The sequence below is a fragment of the Ruminococcus flavefaciens genome (assembly GCF_900116855.1).
Taxonomy (GTDB): Bacteria; Bacillota; Clostridia; order Oscillospirales; family Ruminococcaceae; genus Ruminococcus; species Ruminococcus flavefaciens_R.
This window is the reverse complement of sequence record NZ_UETD01000004.1, coordinates 205,884-225,470: the sequence shown is the minus strand read 5'-3', so window position 1 is coordinate 225,470 and position 19,587 is coordinate 205,884. Positions and strand designations below refer to the sequence as shown.

Here is a 19,587-nt window from a genome sequence, read left to right as displayed (position 1 = left end):
GGGAAAAGTGTATATTCCGTGAAATTTTCTTGTAATTTTCCGTCAATTTTATCAAATTTGTTAGCAGTCTTGAATTTCCGATTGACATTTTAGGCTATTTTTGCTATAATGTATTTGGATATTTGTGTATGAAGGGAGGCGGTTTCTATGAAAAAAAGACCCAATATAAAGAGACACTTCAATCCGCTTGCAGCTGCACTGATCATAGTTGCCGCAAGCTCGCTTGTCATAGGATACTGCATCATGAGACCGCAGTACGCAACGGAAACGCTTATCATATATTTATGCACCATTGTATGCGCTACGCTGATACTCGCCCTCTCTACTTATATATATAAGAGCAAAAGAACATCCATCGACGAGAAGGACATCACCAAGATAATCGAGGACCTGAACACCGAGATGATAATCTGGTCGGACAACTTCTCCTATGTGTTCATAAATAAGAAGCTCCGCGACCTCCTCGGCATAACTGCCGACCGTTCCGACAAGAAGGAGGCGGTATGGACCGCATTCGGCATCAACAGCCCCGACGAGTCCGCACTGATGAAGATAGCGGGCAGCAACTCCTACGAGTCCAGCTTCCGCAATCCCAAGGGCACTCTTGTCTCCATCGCATGGAGCACCTCCCCCGTAAAGAAGTACCGCAAGCAGTCGGTATACCTGAGCACAGGCTTCAACCTCACCGAGCTGAAGAAGATGAGGGTCAACCTCGCCAGTGCCAACGACTTCTTCCACTCCTCAATGGAGCTTGCCGAGATCGGACTCATCATGAGCACCGACAGAAAGATATTCCGCGCATCTCCCGAGCTCATGCGAATGCTGGGACTGAAAACGGGAACCATAAACATCAACGAGTTCCGCTCGCTGGTACACCCCAACGACAGGATACAGTTTGACGGAGCAGTCCGCAGCGAGGACCTCTCCGAGATAAAGAACATCGAGATCAGGCTGAGGAGCGCAGACGGCTCATACCGCTGGTACTCTTACCGCTTCAAATCCATTGCAGGAACAGGCAATACCCTGCCACTGTTCGGAGGAGCCGTGATCGACGTAACTCAGGAGCACGAAAAGGACGTCCTTATTGAGAGACTGGCTTACATCGACGAGGTAACCGACATCGCAAACCGCAACAAGCTGGTGGGCACAGGTCAGGAGATATACGACTCATGTAAGGTCCTCGGCTACTCCTTCTGGATGATAGTCCTTGACATCGACCGCTTCCATATCATCAACGACACCATCGGATACAACAACGGAAACTATGTGCTGAAGAATTTCGCGCACATCCTCTATAAATTCGTAACTCCGGGAGGACTTGCAGCAAGAATAAGCGGCGACAATTTCGCTCTCCTGCTGAGAGACTACGGCGACGACGAAATGCCCACAAGGACAGTAAAGTCCATTCAGGAAGAATTTGCGAAGCTTGCAGTTGAGGAGCTTGCTTCCATCAGCCTTACCTGCTCGGCAGGCTACTCGAAAATGCCCGAGGACGGCAGCTCATTCCTCGACGTAATGGAGCACGCCGAGTTCGCACTGAAGTCCAGTGACGGCACACAGGGAAGCGTCTGCGGCTATGAGCCCAGTATGCATGACTCCATCATCGGCAATACCGAGCTTGAGAAGTCTCTGGCACTCGCCATAGACAACAACGAGCTCCAGCTGTTCTATCAGCCCAAGATAGACCTGGGAACAGGTAAGATAATGGGCGTAGAGGCGCTTATCCGCTGGATAAAACCCGACGGTACCATAGTAAAGCCCGATGCATTCGTACCCATCGCCGAGAGCTCACACCTCATCGGACGCATAAGCGAATTCGTACTCAACGAAGGCTGCCGTCAGAACAAGCTCTGGCAGAAGATGGGCTATCCCAGCATAGTGATGTCGATAAACTTTGCCTCATCCGACTTCTATCAGACCGACCTGAAGGACAAGGTGTTCGAGGCGCTGGCAAGATCGGGACTTGACCCTCAGTGGCTTGAGGTAGAGCTTACCGAGACCCTTGCTCTCAGCGATATAGACTTTGCAGTCGACCAGATGAACAAGCTCCGCGACCTTGGAGTAAAGCTGGCGATGGACGATTTCGGAACGGGATACTCCTCACTGAGCTATCTCCAGATACTCCCCATCACCCTGCTGAAGCTGGACCGCTCGTTCATCACCGACATAGAGCACGACAACATTGCCTATGAGATAGTATCTGCGGTAATACGCATAGCCAAGTCCAAGAAGATAGAGACTATCGCAGAGGGCATCGAGAACAACGTGCAGGAGTCCATACTCAGGATGGCAGGCTGTGACTACGCACAGGGCTACCTCTACGGAAAGCCCATGCCTCCCGAGAAGATACAGGAGTACTTCGACATGGACGAAAAAAGGGAGATTTCCCAGAAAAAGAGATAATAAGTTCAGTATGAACTTCATATCATAAAGCAAACGGAGGTCATAAACATGAAAAGACGAATAGGAATCCTCACCAGCGGCGGCGACTGCCCGGGACTCAACGCGACCATCAGAGGCGTGGCAAAGGCTTGCTACGAGCGTTTCGGCGAGGACAATGTGGAGATAGTAGGCATCTCCAACGGCTACTACGGACTTATCAACAATCTCTGCAAGGATATGTCCCCCTCAGCCTTTTCGGGAATACTGACACAGGGCGGAACTATCTTCGGCACAAAGCGCCAGCCCTTCAAGATGATGCAGGTCATCGGCGAGGACAATATCGACAAGGTCAAGAACATGAAGGAGACCTACAAGAAGCAGAAGCTGGACTGCCTTCTGACCCTCGGCGGAAACGGCACACATAAGACCTCCAAGCTGCTGTCGGACGAGGGACTCAACGTAATAGGACTCCCAAAGACCATCGACAACGATATCTACGGCACGGACGTAACATTCGGCTTCCATACGGCAGTTGACATAGCAACCGATGTCCTTGACCGACTCCATACCACAGCCGCAAGCCACTCGCGAGTTCTTCTCTGCGAGATAATGGGCAACAAGGCAGGCTGGCTGACCCTCAACGCAGGTATCGCAGGCGGAGCTGATGTCATCATTATCCCCGAGATCCCCTATGATATCGACAAGATATGCGACGCAGTAATGGCAAGAAGTGCCAGCGGCAAGACATTCTCAATAGTTGCCGTAGCAGAGGGCGCATTTGACATCAATGAGGCAAAGATGAAGAAGAAGGAGCGCGCAAAGAAGCGTGCCGAGGCAGGGATACTCACAGCCACAAACCGCATTGCCGCTCAGATACAGTCCAACACAGGACTCGAAGCAAGAGTATGTGTACCCGGACATATGCTGAGAGGCGGAGCTCCCAGTGCATACGACAGAGTGCTCTCCACCCAGTTCGGCGTACACGCAGCGTATCTCATCGCCAAGGAGCGCTACGGCAGAACAGTAGCCAAGATAGGCAACAAGATAACCTCAAACAAGCTTGAGGACATAGCCGGCAAGACCAAATTCGTAGACACCGAGAACCACCTCGTTATCGCAGCACGCGATATCGGAGTATCCTTCGGCGACTGATACACCGCCCCGAAGCATTGCGCTTCGGGGCGTTATTATTTAGTGATTAGTGCTTAGTGATCTGCCATGTTGCATGGCATGGCAAACCACCATGTGCCGTATACCCAAAGTAATATATACATTTCATAATACAATTATTAAAAAATGATATGTCACTTGCAAAACGCCAGTTTATCGACCATATCCTCTAATTATGAACTTGTTAAATCATAAATTTTTTATCTTTTTAAAAAAAGCTATTCCCAAACCCTCCCAAATGTGCTATAATAACTATATATCTGTTCAGGAGGTATTATTAATGTCAGAAATGGAACTTTATGACCTTTGGTGCAAGAATGCCAAGGAAGACCCCGACCTTAAAGCTGAGCTCGACAAGATAAAGGGCGACAGCGAAGCTATAAACGATAGATTTTACCGTGATCTGGAATTTGGTACAGGCGGTCTGAGAGGTGTTATCGGTGCAGGAACAAACCGCATGAATATATACACCGTAAGACGCGCTACACAGGGCTTTGCAGACTACCTCAATCAGGAGTACGACAACCCCAGCGTAGCCATTTCCTACGACAGCCGTATCAAGAGTGATGTGTTCTCCAAGGCTGCCGCAGAGGTACTCGCAGCAAACGGAATAAAGGTACATATATATTCAGAGCTTATGCCTACTCCCTGCCTTTCATGGGCAGTACGTGCACTGAAGTGTCAGGGCGGAATCATGGTAACAGCAAGCCACAATCCCGCAAAGTATAACGGCTACAAGGTATACGGCGAGGACGGCTGCCAGATCACGCTCAGGGGCGCAGAGATCATCCTTGAGAAGATCAATTCCCTTGATGTATTCACAGGCGTAAAGACTTCCGACTTTGAGGAAGAGTTAGCCAAGGGCAACATTTCATACATCGGCGAGGACGTTATCGAGGACTTCTACAAGCACGTTCTTGCAGAGGGCATCAATACAGACCTCTGTCCCACCAGCGGACTCAAGGTTGTATACACTCCCCTCAACGGCACAGGCAACAAGCCTGTCCGCGAGATACTGAAGCGCATCGGAATCACTGACGTTACAGTAGTAAAGGAACAGGAGAACCCCGACGGCAACTTCACCACCTGTCCCTACCCGAACCCCGAGATACGCGAGGCACTTCAGGTAGGACTCAGCTACTGCGACAAGGTGCAGCCCGATCTTCTTCTTGCAACAGACCCCGACTGTGACCGTGTAGGTATCGCAGTTCCCGACGGCAAGGGCGGCTACGCACTGTTCTCGGGCAACGAGGTGGGCGCAATGCTCCTCGAGTACATCTGCGAGCAGCGCATCAAGAAGGGCACAATGCCCAAGGACCCCATTGCGGTCAAGACCATTGTAACAACAGACATCGTAAACCTTATCGGTAAGGAGTACGGTGTAAAGATAATCGACGTTCTCACAGGCTTCAAGTTCATCGGTGAGCAGATCGGCTTCCTTGAAGCAAAGGGCGAGGAGAACCGCTATATATTCGGCTTTGAGGAGAGCTACGGCTATCTTTCGGGCAGCTATGTAAGAGACAAGGACGCCGTTGATGCGTCAATGCTCATCTGCGAGATGGCAGCATACTACCGCACACAGGGCATCACTCTCATGCAGGCAAGAGAGAATTTGTACAAGAAGTACGGAATGTTCCTCCAGACACTTTACAGCTTCGAGTTCGATGGTGAAAGCGGCATGAAGCACATGGAGGAGATAATGACAGGCCTCCGCGAGAATCATCCCACAGTTATCGGCGGACTGAAGGTAGAGCGTTTCGAGGACTACAAGGCAAGCACCTCCAAGAACATCGCAACAGGCGAGGTCAAGGAGCTTACACTTCCCAAGTCCAACGTACTTGCATTCTATCTTGAGGGCGGCTGCAAGGCTATCGTTCGTCCCTCGGGAACAGAGCCCAAGATCAAGACATATATCACAGCCAAGGCACCTACAAGAGCTGAGGCAGAAGTCATCGAGCAGCAGATCTACGCTGACTTCACACAGAGCATGAAGTAATACACAAGGGGGGGGCGGACTTCAGTCCGCCCTTTACTGTAATAAGGAGCAGATCATGACACATGGCGAAATAAGATCACTTATAGACCGCTCCCTCTTTGCCTCTCTCGGATATGCCGATGAAAACGGCAGACAGAGCATCCGCCGCGTATTCTGCGTCTGGCACAAGGGACTGGGAACTCACCTCATATCCACCAACACAAGCTCCTCACACGTTCAGAGTCTCATGAAGAACGGCAACGCCTGCCTTTACTTCTCCGACGATGACAGCTTTGAAGCCGTATGTCTTTACGGAAAAGCCGAGATAAGCTGTGACAGAAAGCACAAGGAGCTTCTCTGGAACGAGGGCGACGAGAAGTATTACCCCAAGGGCATAGACGACGAGGACTACTCCGTGATAGTATTCACCGCCGACAGCGGAAGATACTACCGTTTTGACGGCAAGGCAGACCTGACTTCCGATGAGATAAGCAGCTATGACAGCAGCTGCACATTAGAGAACGGCTACTCAAAAACACACAGATAAAAAAGAACAACAGGAGAAAACAAATGACAGAAAAACAGAAAACCATCACCTCACGGCTAATATTCCCCATAGGAGCTGTACTGGGAGCGCTGGTATTCATCTGGATATTCGGCACAGCCATAATCTCTCCGTCTAATACGGGCTGGATATTCGAGCATCCCGACGACACCACACAGCATCATCTTGGCTGGGTCTTTTACAGGCATACACCGTGGACATTCCCCATCTGCATGACAGACGGTCTTACCTCGGACGGCGCAGTATCATGTATGTACACCGATTCACTGCCGCTGTTCGCCATATTCTTCAAGCTCCTCTCCCCCATCCTGCCCGAGACATTTCAGTATTTCGGCATCTGGGGAGTCGTATGCTTCGCACTTAACGGCGGCTTCGGAGCGCTTCTGCTGAGCCGCATAAAGAACAACATCTTCTTCACATCGGTGGGCTCACTGTTCTATTCCATGTTTTTCCCAAGCATAGCGCGAATAACCCACCACAACTCTCTCGGCGCCATCTGGCTCATAATGATAGCCATGATACTGACGCTGGATCACGACCGCAAGTACAAGCGCAGCTTCACCCCCATAGCGCTGTGGACGCTGACCTGCATGGCGGCAACACTTATCCACATCTACTTTATACCCATGGTGTACTTCGTCATGGCAGGCTATATCATACTTGTCTATTTCAGGGACAAAAACCGCCTAAAAGCAATTCTCACCTTTGTTTCCTCAACAGTGTTCTCACTGCTGACGCTCTACGTTATAGGTGCATTTGAGGGTAATAGCAGTTACAGAGACGGCGGCTACGGAATATACTCATCCAACCTCAACACCTTCTTCAACAGCATGGGACACTCAAAGTACCTCCGCCAGCTGAACACCACACAGGGACAGGGCGAGGGCTACGGCTATCTGGGACTTGGAATGCTGGTATGCTGCTTCCTCGCCATAATTATAGCCATTACGCGGCTTGAGAGAAAAAACGGCTCCGTCATAAAGAATGCCGCCGCATACATAAAGAAACACCGCGTTGAAGCGGTAGCCTTCACATTGGTATTCATGGTAAGCTTCATGTGGGCAGTGACCACCACCGTAGCCTTCAACCAGAAGGTTATCATAAACGTCCCCCTGCCGAGGGTAATCATCGGCGGACTTTCCATATTCAGAGCAACGGGCAGATTTATATGGTGTCCCTGCCTGATAGTGATGACAACGGCATTATGGCTGGTATCAAAGCTCGACAAAAAGGGCGCAGCCGCCGCACTTGTCATATGTGCATGGCTGCAATACATGGACCTTCGCAATTACAGATACGAGCTCCACGAAGCATACGGCACTGTAAAGGAGATACCCGAGAACATCCCGTCGCAGGACTGGGAGAAGCTTTCGGAGGGCGTCAGCGAAATAGTATTTCTGCCGCTGGAGCCTGATTACAGAACCGAGATGCAGCTTTATTTCGACCTTGGCAGACTTGCCTCGGAAAGCGATATCAAGCTCAGCAGCTTCTATCTTGCCCGTTCCGATTTTTACTCCATAGCGAAGTACGCCGACGACCAGTACGAAATGCTGACCTCGGGCAGCGGACGCACCGACGCCCTCTATGTATTCTTCAAGGAGGAGACAGTTCCCGAAAACCTTGACAACTTCGAGGTATATCATGTCGGAGACTACATTTTCGGCAGAGTTAAAAAATAAAAATAAATCACGGACCCCTTGACACACACGGGACAGTGTGATATAATTAATTACTGTAATGTATATTCGGCACTACTGTCTAAAGGAAATGATGGGCTGCACGATCTACAAATTATTGTAAAGAGGTGAAAATCGTGAAAGAGGGAATCCATCCTGAGTTCAAGAAGACCACAATTACCTGCCACTGCGGTAACGTGATCGAGACTATGTCTACAAAGGAAAACATCAAGGTTGAAATCTGCTCAAAGTGCCATCCTTTCTATACTGGTAAGCAGAAGCTTGTTGATACAGGCGGACGCGTTGACAGATTCAAGAAGCGTTTCAATATGGACAAATAAGTCACAAGGCCCCGTCAATGACGGGGCTTTTCGTACATAGGTAAGTATTTATGAACTATCTGACAATTTCCGAAAATGCCAAGGCTTCGTTCATTGAGAAGCGTTCGGAGTTCATCGGCTATATCGCCCCCGTAAAGACAAACGACGAGGCAGTAGCCTTCATAAACTCCATAAAGGCGGAGCACCGCAAGGCGCGTCACAACGTATACGCCTACATACTCCGCGAGGACAATATTTCCCGATATTCAGACGACGGAGAGCCACAGGGCACCGCAGGTGTACCCGTGCTCGACGTACTGAAAAAGCGCGGACTCACCGATGTTTGCGTGGTAGTCACCCGTTATTTCGGAGGAATACTGCTGGGCGGCGGAGGACTGGTGCGAGCCTATTCCCACGCTGCATCCCTTGCCTGCGATGCAGCACACATCATGGATATGTGTCTCTGCCATCGTCTGAAAATAACCGCAGACTACGGTATGTACGGCAAGATATCATATCTCCTGCCCAATTTTGACACTATCACGGTGAATTCGGATTTCGGCAGCGATGTAACACTTGATATACTCGTTCTCTCCGAAAGGCTCGACGCATTGAAAAAAGAGCTTACGGAAGCCACAAACGGCACCGCCGCCATAGAGGACTGCGGAGAGCTTTATGAGGATTTTTCCTCGGTGAAAAAAATTTCCGAAGAAAAATAAAGGGTTTTTTGTCCCGTTTTAGTATAAGTATTATAGAGACAGTTATAAGGCTGTCCGTGTGTACAGTGGAGATTTTCGCTGTACACGGTTTTTCACTGCATTTTTGCCAATAAACAGTCAGGGAGGAGTTAGTATGACAGTCCGCGAACAGATAGAGATCAGCGAAGCAGGCATTCTCAGCAAGTACGCCTGTGCCAGTGTTGACGAGGTCGGCACCAAGCGCGACCGCTATGAGGAAAAGTGCCCCTACCGCACGGAATTCCAGCGTGACCGCGACCGCATACTGCACTGCAATTCCTTCCGCCGGCTGAAACGTAAAACGCAGGTATTCCTCTCACCCGTGGGCGACCATTACAGGACACGTCTCACCCATACTCTTGAGGTAGCGCAGATAGCGAGGACTATTTCCCGCGGAATGCGCCTCAATGAGGATCTCACCGAGGCTATCGCCTTGGGACACGATCTGGGACACTCCCCCTTCGGTCACTGCGGAGAGAAGACCCTCAACGACATCTGCCCCCACGGCTTCAAGCATTACGAGCAAAGTCTCCGTGTAGTTGAGGTAGTGGAAAAAAAGGGCAAGGGACTCAATCTCACCCACGCGGTCCGCAACGGCATACTCTGCCATACCAACATGACAGCGGACACCAAGGAGGGCAATATAGTCCGACTTGCTGACACCATCGCCTACATAAACCACGATATCGAGGACTCTATCCGCGCAGGGATACTCAGCAATGACGACCTTCCCCGCGACTGCGTAAGAACGCTGGGCAGAACAAAGACACAGCGCATCACCACACTCATCGCCTCCGTCATAGAGCACGGAGCGGTGGATATAGACTTTGCCCCAAATATCCGCAAGGCGCACGACGACCTCAAGCGGTTCATGTTTGAGAAGGTCTACACCAATCCTGCCGCAAAGCAGGAGGAGGGTAAGGCTGAGCAGCTGGTGAGAAAGCTTTACGCCTACTTCATCGAGCACAGCGACAAGCTGCCCGATGAGTACCGCAATATAATGAAAAACACCGACGCAGACAGAGCGGTCTGCGACTATATCTCGGGTATGAGCGACGAATATGCAGTCGATCTGTACACCGAGCTGTTCGTCCCGAAATTCTGGAAGTGAGGGAACTATGCCCCGTAACGATGAATTTCTCTACAATCTGCGAAATGCCAACCCCATAGAAACGGTCATGGGCGGCTATGTGAACCTGATAAGGCGAGGGCGGAACTACGTCTGCTCCTGCCCCTTCCACTCGGAAAAGACCCCATCCTGCACCATATTCACCGACACCCAGAGCTTCTACTGCTTCGGCTGCGGCGCAGGCGGTGACGTTATCACCTTCACCATGAAGATCGAAAATCTGGACTTTTCCGAAGCCGTCAAGCTCCTCGCCCAGAGGTCGGGCATGGAGGTGCCCGAATACGGACAGAAGGACAGCGGCTATGCAAAGCGCAAGACCCGTATCTACGAGATGAACCGCCTTGCCGCCAACTACTTCTACACCAACCTGTTCAAGGGACCCGATAAGACGGGGCTGCAGTATTTCGCAAGCCGAAAGCTCACTCCCCAGACCATAAAAAAGTACGGTCTCGGATACGCCTCGGACTCATGGAATGATCTCACCGATCATCTCCGCTCCAAGGGCTACACCGATGATGAGATCGTGGACGCATGGCTGGCAGGCAGCAAGAACGGCAGGACATTCGATATGTTCCGCAAGAGGGTCATGTTCCCTATAATTGACCTTCGCGGCAATATAATAGGCTTCGGCGGACGAGTCCTTGACGACTCACAGCCAAAGTACCTGAACACGGGAAAAACTCCCGTATTTGACAAGGGCTCAAACCTTTTCTCCATGAACTTCGCCAAGAATTCAAACGCCAAGCGTCTGATACTCTGCGAGGGCTACATGGACGTCATTGCCGTAAATCAGGCAGGCTTCGACAACGTGGTAGCCACGCTGGGAACCGCTATAACCCCCGATCAGGCGCGGCTCATAAGCCATTACGCCGAGGAGGTCATAGTTGCCTACGACAGCGACGGTGCGGGACAAAAAGCGACCCAGAAAGCCATAAACCACTTCGCCGATGTGGGACTTCGTACAAAGATAATCCACATGGAGGGCGCCAAGGATCCCGACGAGTTCATAAAGAAGTTCGGCAGAGACCGCTTCCGTATGCTCCTTGACGGCTCCAACGATGCAAACGACTTCATGCTGGACAAGTGCGAGGAGGGGCTCGACCTTACCACGGACATAGGCAGAGTGGAGCTGCTGAAACGGACCTCAAAGGTGCTTGCAGGCATAGAATCGCCCTTGGAGCGAGAGGTCTACATCTCCCGAACGTCAAAGAAGTGCGATATCCCCGTGCAAGTGCTGAAGACCCACATAGACGCCATGCTGAAGAAGAACAGCAGCAGCGCCAAGAAGAATGAATGGCGCAATATAAAGGCAAAGACCTCATACATACGCGACGATATCAACCCCGACGCCGTCAGCAACAAGAAGCAGGCGCGCGCCGAGGAGACTATAATAAGCTATCTTCTCATGCGTCCTCAGGAATACGAGGACGTTGAGAAGCTTGCTCCCGCAGAGTGCTTCGTGACCGCCTTCAACAAGAAGGTGTACAGAGCGCTGCTGGAGCGCATGAAAAATTCCGACAAGTTCTCCATTTCCCTGCTCTCGGACGAATTTTCCACGGAGGAAATGGGAAGAATAAGCGGAATAGCAGCAAAAAAGCGCGAAGTTGCCGTAACGCTGGACGTTGTGGCGGACTGCGCTAAGGTGCTGAAAGAAAACAGACCCGCGGCTGACGGAGAGCTTAGCAACGACGAGCTACTTGAGCTTTTCCGTTCCAAAAACAAATAGGAGGATATAAGATTATGGAAAAGAAGAACACCATCGAAGCCCTGATGGAACAGGGCAAGACCAACGGCAAGCTCACCACAAAGGAGATAACCGATGCACTGGAGGAGCTTGATTTTGACGTTGATCAGATCAATACCTTCTATGACAACTGTGAGAACCTCAATATCGAGATCGTCGAGGACATGAACCTTGACGCCGACCTGAAGATCGGTCTCGACTCAAATATGACAGACGACCTTGAAATGGCACTTTCCACCGAGGGTATCGCCATTGATGACCCTGTAAAGATCTACCTCAAGGAGATCGGACGAGTTCCCCTTCTCACAACCGAGGAGGAGATCGAGCTGGCACAGAGAATGGCAAAAGGCGACCCCTACGCTAAGAAGCGTCTTTCGGAAGCAAACCTCCGACTGGTAGTATCAATCGCCAAGAAGTATGTGGGCAGAGGAATGCAGTTCCTCGACCTTATACAGGAGGGAAATCTCGGACTTATCAAGGCTGTTGAAAAGTTCGACTATACCAAGGGCTTCAAGTTCTCCACATACGCAACATGGTGGATACGTCAGGCTATCACCCGTGCTATCGCCGATCAGGCAAGGACCATCCGTATCCCCGTACACATGGTAGAGACCATCACCAAGGTAAAGAAGGTGTCCAGCCAGCTTCTCCACGAGAACGGCCACGACCCCAGCCCCGAGGAGATCGCGGACAAGCTCAATATGCCTGTGGATAAGGTACGCGAGATCATGCGTGTCGCTCAGGACCCCGTATCTCTTGAAACTCCTATCGGTGAGGAGGAGGACAGCCATCTCGGCGACTTCATCCCCGATGATGACGCCCCCGCACCTGCCGAGGCAGCTTCACATACACTTCTGAAGGAGCAGCTCAACGAGGTACTCTCCACACTTACAGACCGTGAGGCAAAGGTGCTCAAGCTGCGTTTCGGTCTTGAGGACGGCAAGTCCCGTACACTTGAGGAGGTAGGTCAGCGCTTTGACGTTACCCGTGAGCGTATACGCCAGATCGAGGCAAAAGCCCTCAGAAAGCTCCGCCACCCCAGCAGAAGCAAGAAGGTCAAGGACTTCCTCGACTGATAGCACAACACTCATAAAGCCGCCTTTAATCGTGGTGCTTATATAGCAGCTTATGCGTAATTATGGGGAGAAAACCTTTCTGAGGAAAGGTTCTTCCTCTGACGGAGGCGGTCCCCTCTGTCACTGCGTGACATCTCCCCACACTGTGGGGAGTCACCCCATACCCCCTTTTCCAAAGACTTTATAACTGAATTTAGCCCCGTCAGGGCGCTCTCGGTATTATTACTGATTTTCACATTTTGTGAGGCGCGCTCTGTCGGGGCTAAATTTAATGCTGAAAGTTTTAGGAAAGGAGTTTGAGGAAGAACCCTTTTTCAAAAGGGTTTTCCTCAATATCACCTATAAAACTGCTGTACGAGTATCACGGTTAACGGCGGCTTTTTTATTGACATTCGGGCTGCGATGTAGTATAATAAAAATGTATAAATATGTACGTTATCACGGTCACCTGCTGACCGTAAAAAAAGCAGGTACACAAGGGGGAAACAAGCTGCGGCGGTGCGCTGCAGCCCCAAGGTATAAGGAGCGAGCATGAGTATATTTGATTTTAGCAAAACTCCTCCCGCGCTGAGCCATGACTGGCAGGTATTCCAGCAGTTTGTAGGCAATATAGGTGCGTTTACCTACATCGCAAAGGAAAAGGCAGCCTACCTTGATGCCGCCGCCTGTCATATGCTCGGATGCCCGAGTGAAAAGATCAACGAATTCGAGTTTTTCAATCTTCTTGAGAAGATATCGAAAAGTCCTGTTGAAGGACAGAAGCATATATATAAATTCACCGACGGAAGCACTTCGCGCTACATAAAAATGAACATCTATGAGAGCAGCGACGAGTGGCTGGGCTTCGTACAGGACTTCACACGCCAGATAACCGATATCAACGAGCGTCAGTCCTTCGTGGAGTACGACCCCATCACAAGACTCCCCTCCTATCCGTCCTTCTCACAGAAGATAAAGAAGATACTTCCCGAGATACAGCACGCCTGCCTTGCAACTATCTACATAAACGGCATAGACAAGCTGGGCTCTTACCTCACTGTTGACAACACCAACAGCTGTATCACATCTGTTGCGGAGGCACTGAAAAGCTTCGCCAGCGATACGCTCATTATCGGCTCAAAGTCCAACTATGAGATATGCGTGTTCTTCTGCGACTGCGACAAGATGAGCATTTACAACATCCTCAACAGCATGGACGAGGCTGTACAGAACTGCATACTCACCGATGACTTCGGCGAGATAATAGATATCTCCGATAAGAGCCGAATAAGCCTGTCCATAGGCTGTGCTTCCTTCCCCGAGGAGGCTTCCGACTTCAATATGCTGGTGAACTATTCCGAGTTTGCCCTCTTTGAAGCCAGAACAGACAAACGCTCTGTCATCAACTGGTTCTCCGAGGAGAACTACATCCGCGAAAAGGACTCATACCGCAATGCACAGACCTTCTCGCGCATAGTGCAGGAAAACCTGCTCACCTACTACCTCCAGCCTATCGTGGAGACCCAGACAGGTGAGATAGTTGCCTACGAGGCTCTCATGAGAACTGTGGGCGATATAAAAATGGCTCCGAAGCAGATACTAAAGATCGGCGAGGCTCAGAATGACCTCTACGCCATCGAGAAGCTCACATTCTTCAACACCATGAAGCTTCTCAGCGATAATCAGCAGATCTTCGAGAACAGAAAGCTGTTCATAAACTGCCTGCCCAATCACCTTCTCACCGACGAGGACTTCAACGAACTTTACCTTACCTACGGCGAGCTCCTTGAAAAGACCGTTATCGAGATCGTGGAGGAGTCTGCTTCCTCCGCAAAGGGCATAGAGACGCTGAAAAAGCGCTGCGGCTTTGCAAGAGCCATGCTGGCTATCGACGACTACGGCACAGGCTATTCCAACAGCTCAAACCTGCTGCACTACTCCCCCGATTACATCAAGATAGACCGCTCTCTCATCAGCGATATACACAATGATCTGAAGAAGCAGCAGCTGGTCACATCTGTCATAGAGTTCTGCCACGATAATCAGCTGAAATCACTGGCTGAGGGAGTTGAGACCCTTCAGGAGCTGAAGACCGTTATCCGTCTCGGTGTTGATCTGGTTCAGGGCTACTACACTTCCAAGCCCAAGCCCCTGTTCCTCAACAGCATATCAGCTGACATCAAGGACGAAATAATCAGAACCAACCTTGAGACCCGTCCTGAGGGCGTAAAGAAGATATACGCCGCTCAGAACGATACAGAGCTGGATCTTGTGAAGCTGGCACTCGAAAAATATACCGATATACACGTTTATCAGAGCAAGCTCACCATCGTCGGCGATCCCGACAAGCCCGTGAAGATGAACATTTCCATCATGGACAATCACAGCTGTGAGCTTACGCTGAAAAACTGCAATATAACCAGCGGCAACAGCAAGCCCACTATATCCGTGGGCGAATATGCAAGACTGGTGCTCACCGTTGTAAAGGCAAACAAGCTGGGCTACTCGGGAATTTACGTCCCCATGGGCTCACAGTTCGAGCTAAACGGCAAGGGCAGCCTCACTATCGACTGCTACGCCTCGGAGGGCATCGGCATAGGCAACGACTACGACCACGGCTACGGCGATATCACCGTGGACTTCAGCGGTACTCTCGAGATAATCTCAAACAGCGTTGAGTCCATGTGTATCGGCGGCGGCTATAACGATGACGACTCGGAGATAAATCTCCGCTCGGGCAAGATAAAGATATATATGTACTCCCACAACGGTCTTGCCGTGGGAAGCTTCAACGGCGACGCCAATATCGATATCGGCGAGGACTGCTCAATGGATATAACCATATCGGGCAACCGCGTAACGGGTATCGGAAGCTGTAAGGGCATTTCCACTATCAGCACGGGTGCTGATATCGTAATGACCTGCACAGGCGCTCAGGCTGTGGGCATAGGCGTTCTTGAAGACGGCGAGGGCAGTATCTACATCAAAAACGGCAAGATAGACATGAAGATGCGCTCCGCAAAGCACTCCGCTATCGGTGCCATGAAGGGCAGTGTCAACACCAAGATAAGGGACGCTGTTATCTCTATCGACTCCGAGGGCGACGACGTTACGGGTATCGGCGATGCCGCAGGAACAGGAAATGTCACCATCATCGACTCTCAGGTATCACTGGTGGTCAATGCCGGCAATCCAAAGGATATCGGCACGGAAAACGGCGATGTCCAGATACAGAACTCAAACGTTAGCTCGCTGGTAAACAACAAGCGTACAACCTACGCAAGCAACTAAAAGCTATTTCTCCCCGCCTTTATCGGCGGGGAAACATATGATATGAAAGGTAAGAATAAATATGAAACTTGGTATGGTAGGTCTGCCCAACGTGGGCAAAAGCACTCTTTTCAACGCTCTCACCAATGCAGGTGCAGAGTCAGCAAACTATCCCTTCTGCACTATCGAAAAGAACGTGGGTATAGTTTCTGTCCCCGATGAGAGACTGGACAAGCTGGCTGAAATGTATGAGCCTGATAAGTTCACTCCCGCAACTCTGGAATTCGTTGACATCGCAGGTCTGGTAAAGGGAGCTTCAAAAGGCGAAGGTTTGGGAAATAAGTTCCTTGCGGATATCCGTGAGGTGGACGCCATCGTTCACGTTGTAAGATGCTTCGAGGACCCAAATATCATCCACGTTGACGGAAGCATAAACCCTCTCCGCGACATCGAGACCATCAATCTGGAGCTTATCTTCTCCGATATCGAAATGGTGGACAGACGTATCGACCGCGCAAAGAAGGCTGCCAAGGGAGATAAGAAGTACCTTGCGGAGATAGACTTCCTCGAGAGACTGAAGTCACACCTTGAAAACGGCAAGTCCGCAAGAGGCTTCGACTTCACAGACGAGGAGAGGGAGCTTATAAAGTCTACTCCCCTGCTGTCCGCTAAGCCCGTCATCTATGCTGCTAACCTCAGCGAGGATGACTTCACAAACAATATCGACACTAACGAGAACTACAAGGCTGTCTGCAAGCTGGCAGAGGAGGAGCACTCCGCTGTTCTGCCTATCTGCGCTCAGATAGAGGCTGAGATCTCGGACATGGGCGACGAGGACAAGGCTATGTTCCTCAGTGAGCTGGGTCTTGAGGTATCGGGTCTCAACCGTATCATCAAGGAGGGCTATGCGCTCCTCGGTCTTATCTCCTACCTCACCGCAGGCAAGCAGGAGGTCCGCGCATGGACTATCACCAAGGGCACTAAGGCTCCTCAGGCAGCAGGTAAGATACATACCGACTTCGAGAAGGGCTTTATCCGTGCAGAGGTCATCTCCTACGACGACCTTATGGCTTGCGGAAGCATGGCTGCCGCCAAGGAAAAGGGGCTTGTGCGCCTTGAGGGCAAGGAGTACGTTATGCAGGACGGAGATATAGTTCTGTTCAGATTCAACGTATAAGTCACATCAATAAAACCGCAGCAGGAGGGATAAAATGCAGGATAACGCCGTAAATACCACTCCCGATCAGCAGCAGGCTGACAGAATAAGAGAGGCTGAAGCAAAGGTTGCAGCTATGTTCGCCAATGCCAAGTCCCAAAACAAGCGTCCCGTAAAAAAGAGGAGCTCACGCAATGAGGATACGGCTCCTGTTCTGCCCTTTGTTCCGCCTGTCAAGCAGGAGAGCAAGGTGCCTGCGGACACGCCTCCCCGTGAGGAGACTATTCCTGCGAAAGCGGAAACAGCAGTTTCCGAAACATCCGCAGATATCCCGTCGGATACCGTGGCTGACTCCGCCGAAGCTGTCAGTGAGACAGATAAGGTCTCGGAGGCAGAGGCAAGAGTTGCGGCTATGTTCGCAAGCGCAAAATCGCAGAGCAAGGCTCCGAGCAAGCTCAGCCGCGATATTTTCGCCGATAAAAAGAAAGCGTCTGCCGATCCGGATGAAACTTCACAAAAGCTCAGCGATGCCGAGGACAAGCTTGACGCCCTCTTTGCCAATGCCGATGCTCAGGACTCCACCGCTAAAAAGGGCGGAAACTTTGGTATGCTCGTCACTGAGGTGCTGATACTGGAATTCATCGGTATCTTTATCCTGTTTATGGCACTGAATTCCTCTGTGCCAGGCTTTTCTATCATTGGCGTTCTTATGCCTGCAACTGTGGGTATACTGTACAGAATGTACGCCAAGCAGCTCGCTCTGATGGAAGCAATTTCAAAGTGCAAGCTGCACATATTCATTTCCATTTTTATATTTGTGTGTGCTATGCTTTCTGTGTGATACTGACGTCAGTTCGTATCATAAATACAGCGCTGTATGAGCGGTCTCCTTTTTCATATGCGGAGTACCTTTTATCACCCCTTTCATAAGTGGGCAAAAAACAGCATAAAAACAATGATTTTCCGTTGTATATCATAAAAAATTAACATATGTTCTGCATATTGCACAAATCAGCAGAGCATTATTTGTATGTTATAACTGTAATAGCTTATTGTATAGGGAACATCAATGACGCTGTTCCCTGAATAATTATAACTGGAGGTCTTTCAATGAGCTTTTCTCCTAAAGAGATACTTAAATTCGTTGAAGAGAATGACGTAAAATTCATCAGACTTACCTTCTGCGATATGTTCGGTAATCTCAAGAATGTTGCTATAATGCCAAATGAGCTTCCGAGAGCATTTGAGTACGGCATCCCCTTTGACGCTTCATGTATTGCGGAGGGCTGCTCCGACCTGCTTCTCGTCCCCGATATCTCTACTCTTTCCGTTCTCCCGTGGAGACCTAAGTCAGGCCGCGTTGTACGCTTCTTCTGCGCTCTCAAAAACACCGACGGAAGCGACTATGTAGGCGATATGCGTACTGAGCTCACCAACTACATCAATCAGCTCCGTCTGGACGGCTATTCATGCGAAATGGGTACCAAATGTGAGTTCTACCTCTTTGAGCTGGACGAGCGCGGCGAGCCTACCAAGATTCCACACGACAAGGGCGGCTACCTCGATGTTGCCCCCCTTGATAAGTGCGAGAACGCAAGACGCGAGATATGCCTTTCCCTTGAGGAAATGGGTATGAGCCCCAAAAGCTCATGTCATAAGCACGGTCCTGCTCAGAATGAGATAGAGTTCCGCGAAAGCGAACCTATCACAGCCGCCGACAACATGGTCCACTACAAGACTGTTGTTAAGTCAATTGCGGCTCAGAGCGGTCTTTTCGCTTCATTTATGCCCAAGCCTCTCCCCGATGAGCACGGAAGCGCTCTCAGTATCTCCATAAGCCTTAAAAAGGGCGGCGAGAATATCTTCGGGGACGATATAAATGCTATGCCTAACGAGGGAAAATGCTTCATTTCGGGCGTTCTCCGCAGAATGAGAGAAATAACCGCTTTCCTCAACTGCACCACCAACTCCTACAAGCGCTTCGGCATCGGTTATGCCCCCAAGTACGTCAACTGGTCCTCCGAGAACTGCGCTCAGCTCATAAGAGTACCTAAGCCTGTGGGCATCTCTCCCCGTATCGAGATTCGCTCAGCAGACGCCTGCTGCAATCCCTATATCACTTTCAAGCTCATCCTTGCCGCAGGTATCGAGGGTATACAGTCCAATGACTGCTCCCTCTTTGAAAGCACTATGCACAGCGGTGAGAACTGCGACCTGTTCCAGCCCCTGCCCTCTACTCTGGAGGAGGCTGCCGCTATCGCTAAAAAGAGCGTATTCGTCATCGAAAATCTCTCCAAGGAGATAAGAAACAACGTTTTCGCTCAGCTTGACAGGCAGATAGAGGATTACGGAAAAGCAGCGGATAAGGATAAATTCGAGGAAGAGTCCTATTTCAAGTTTGTGTGAGG

The 19,587-nt window shown here is 50.4% G+C and carries 14 protein-coding genes; all 14 read left to right on the top strand.

Annotated features, from left to right (window positions below; genetic code table 11):
• The first annotated feature begins 147 nt into the window (after positions 1-147).
• The 14 genes from DSZ37_RS05180 to DSZ37_RS05115 all read left to right on the top strand — a co-directional run bounded on the left by DSZ37_RS05180 (position 148) and on the right by DSZ37_RS05115 (position 19,585).
• Positions 148-2,403, top strand: coding sequence for a putative bifunctional diguanylate cyclase/phosphodiesterase (locus DSZ37_RS05180; protein WP_109725883.1), 2,256 nt, complete (start codon positions 148-150; stop codon positions 2,401-2,403).
• A gap of 48 nt (positions 2,404-2,451) precedes the next feature.
• Positions 2,452-3,534 carry a 6-phosphofructokinase gene (locus DSZ37_RS05175; RefSeq protein WP_109725882.1) on the top strand — a complete coding sequence of 361 codons (1,083 nt, stop codon included), beginning with the start codon at positions 2,452-2,454 and terminating at the stop codon, positions 3,532-3,534.
• A gap of 298 nt (positions 3,535-3,832) precedes the next feature.
• Complete coding sequence (locus DSZ37_RS05170; protein WP_109725881.1) at positions 3,833-5,548, top strand: phospho-sugar mutase; 1,716 nt, start codon at positions 3,833-3,835, stop codon at positions 5,546-5,548.
• Between the two features lie 55 nt (positions 5,549-5,603).
• On the top strand, positions 5,604-6,074 hold the full coding sequence (locus DSZ37_RS05165) for a pyridoxamine 5'-phosphate oxidase family protein (protein ID WP_109725880.1): 471 nt from the start codon (positions 5,604-5,606) through the stop codon (positions 6,072-6,074).
• Positions 6,075-6,097: 23 nt separating this feature from the next.
• Positions 6,098-7,771, top strand: coding sequence for a DUF6311 domain-containing protein (locus tag DSZ37_RS05160; RefSeq protein ID WP_109725879.1), 1,674 nt, complete (start codon positions 6,098-6,100; stop codon positions 7,769-7,771).
• A 134-nt stretch (positions 7,772-7,905) separates the two neighbouring features.
• A complete protein-coding gene (gene rpmE / locus DSZ37_RS05155; protein WP_019678077.1) occupies positions 7,906-8,109 on the top strand; it encodes a 50S ribosomal protein L31 in 204 nt (67 codons plus the stop codon).
• Positions 8,110-8,159: 50 nt separating this feature from the next.
• Positions 8,160-8,807, top strand: a complete 648-nt coding sequence (locus DSZ37_RS05150) for a YigZ family protein (protein ID WP_109725878.1) — start codon at positions 8,160-8,162, stop codon at positions 8,805-8,807.
• 133 nt (positions 8,808-8,940) lie between these two features.
• Positions 8,941-9,936 (top strand): deoxyguanosinetriphosphate triphosphohydrolase, encoded by a 996-nt coding sequence (locus DSZ37_RS05145; RefSeq protein WP_109725877.1) that lies wholly within the window; start codon positions 8,941-8,943, stop codon positions 9,934-9,936.
• Between the two features lie 7 nt (positions 9,937-9,943).
• On the top strand, positions 9,944-11,680 hold the full coding sequence (dnaG, locus tag DSZ37_RS05140) for a DNA primase (RefSeq protein ID WP_109725876.1): 1,737 nt from the start codon (positions 9,944-9,946) through the stop codon (positions 11,678-11,680).
• Between the two features lie 14 nt (positions 11,681-11,694).
• Positions 11,695-12,774, top strand: a complete 1,080-nt coding sequence (gene rpoD / locus DSZ37_RS05135) for an RNA polymerase sigma factor RpoD (protein WP_037298352.1) — start codon at positions 11,695-11,697, stop codon at positions 12,772-12,774.
• A 531-nt stretch (positions 12,775-13,305) separates the two neighbouring features.
• Complete coding sequence (locus DSZ37_RS05130; RefSeq protein WP_109725874.1) at positions 13,306-16,044, top strand: GGDEF domain-containing phosphodiesterase; 2,739 nt, start codon at positions 13,306-13,308, stop codon at positions 16,042-16,044.
• A 61-nt stretch (positions 16,045-16,105) separates the two neighbouring features.
• On the top strand, positions 16,106-17,200 hold the full coding sequence (ychF, locus tag DSZ37_RS05125) for a redox-regulated ATPase YchF (protein ID WP_109725873.1): 1,095 nt from the start codon (positions 16,106-16,108) through the stop codon (positions 17,198-17,200).
• Positions 17,201-17,234: 34 nt separating this feature from the next.
• Positions 17,235-18,020 (top strand): hypothetical protein, encoded by a 786-nt coding sequence (locus DSZ37_RS05120; RefSeq protein ID WP_109725872.1) that lies wholly within the window; start codon positions 17,235-17,237, stop codon positions 18,018-18,020.
• A gap of 269 nt (positions 18,021-18,289) precedes the next feature.
• Positions 18,290-19,585, top strand: coding sequence for a glutamine synthetase family protein (locus DSZ37_RS05115; protein WP_109725871.1), 1,296 nt, complete (start codon positions 18,290-18,292; stop codon positions 19,583-19,585).
• The last annotated feature ends 2 nt before the right edge of the window (positions 19,586-19,587 follow it).

What these genes read in the sequence shown, in the direction of transcription:
- DSZ37_RS05180 (WP_109725883.1), top strand. Translation starts at nt 148, where the DNA reads ATGAAAAAAAGACCCAATATAAAGAGACACTTCAATCCGCTTGCAGCT.
- DSZ37_RS05175 (WP_109725882.1), top strand. Translation starts at nt 2,452, where the DNA reads ATGAAAAGACGAATAGGAATCCTCACCAGCGGCGGCGACTGCCCGGGA.
- DSZ37_RS05170 (WP_109725881.1), top strand. Translation starts at nt 3,833, where the DNA reads ATGTCAGAAATGGAACTTTATGACCTTTGGTGCAAGAATGCCAAGGAA.
- DSZ37_RS05165 (WP_109725880.1), top strand. Translation starts at nt 5,604, where the DNA reads ATGACACATGGCGAAATAAGATCACTTATAGACCGCTCCCTCTTTGCC.
- DSZ37_RS05160 (WP_109725879.1), top strand. Translation starts at nt 6,098, where the DNA reads ATGACAGAAAAACAGAAAACCATCACCTCACGGCTAATATTCCCCATA.
- DSZ37_RS05150 (WP_109725878.1), top strand. Translation starts at nt 8,160, where the DNA reads ATGAACTATCTGACAATTTCCGAAAATGCCAAGGCTTCGTTCATTGAG.
- DSZ37_RS05145 (WP_109725877.1), top strand. Translation starts at nt 8,941, where the DNA reads ATGACAGTCCGCGAACAGATAGAGATCAGCGAAGCAGGCATTCTCAGC.
- dnaG (WP_109725876.1), top strand. Translation starts at nt 9,944, where the DNA reads ATGCCCCGTAACGATGAATTTCTCTACAATCTGCGAAATGCCAACCCC.
- rpoD (WP_037298352.1), top strand. Translation starts at nt 11,695, where the DNA reads ATGGAAAAGAAGAACACCATCGAAGCCCTGATGGAACAGGGCAAGACC.
- DSZ37_RS05130 (WP_109725874.1), top strand. Translation starts at nt 13,306, where the DNA reads ATGAGTATATTTGATTTTAGCAAAACTCCTCCCGCGCTGAGCCATGAC.
- ychF (WP_109725873.1), top strand. Translation starts at nt 16,106, where the DNA reads ATGAAACTTGGTATGGTAGGTCTGCCCAACGTGGGCAAAAGCACTCTT.
- DSZ37_RS05120 (WP_109725872.1), top strand. Translation starts at nt 17,235, where the DNA reads ATGCAGGATAACGCCGTAAATACCACTCCCGATCAGCAGCAGGCTGAC.
- DSZ37_RS05115 (WP_109725871.1), top strand. Translation starts at nt 18,290, where the DNA reads ATGAGCTTTTCTCCTAAAGAGATACTTAAATTCGTTGAAGAGAATGAC.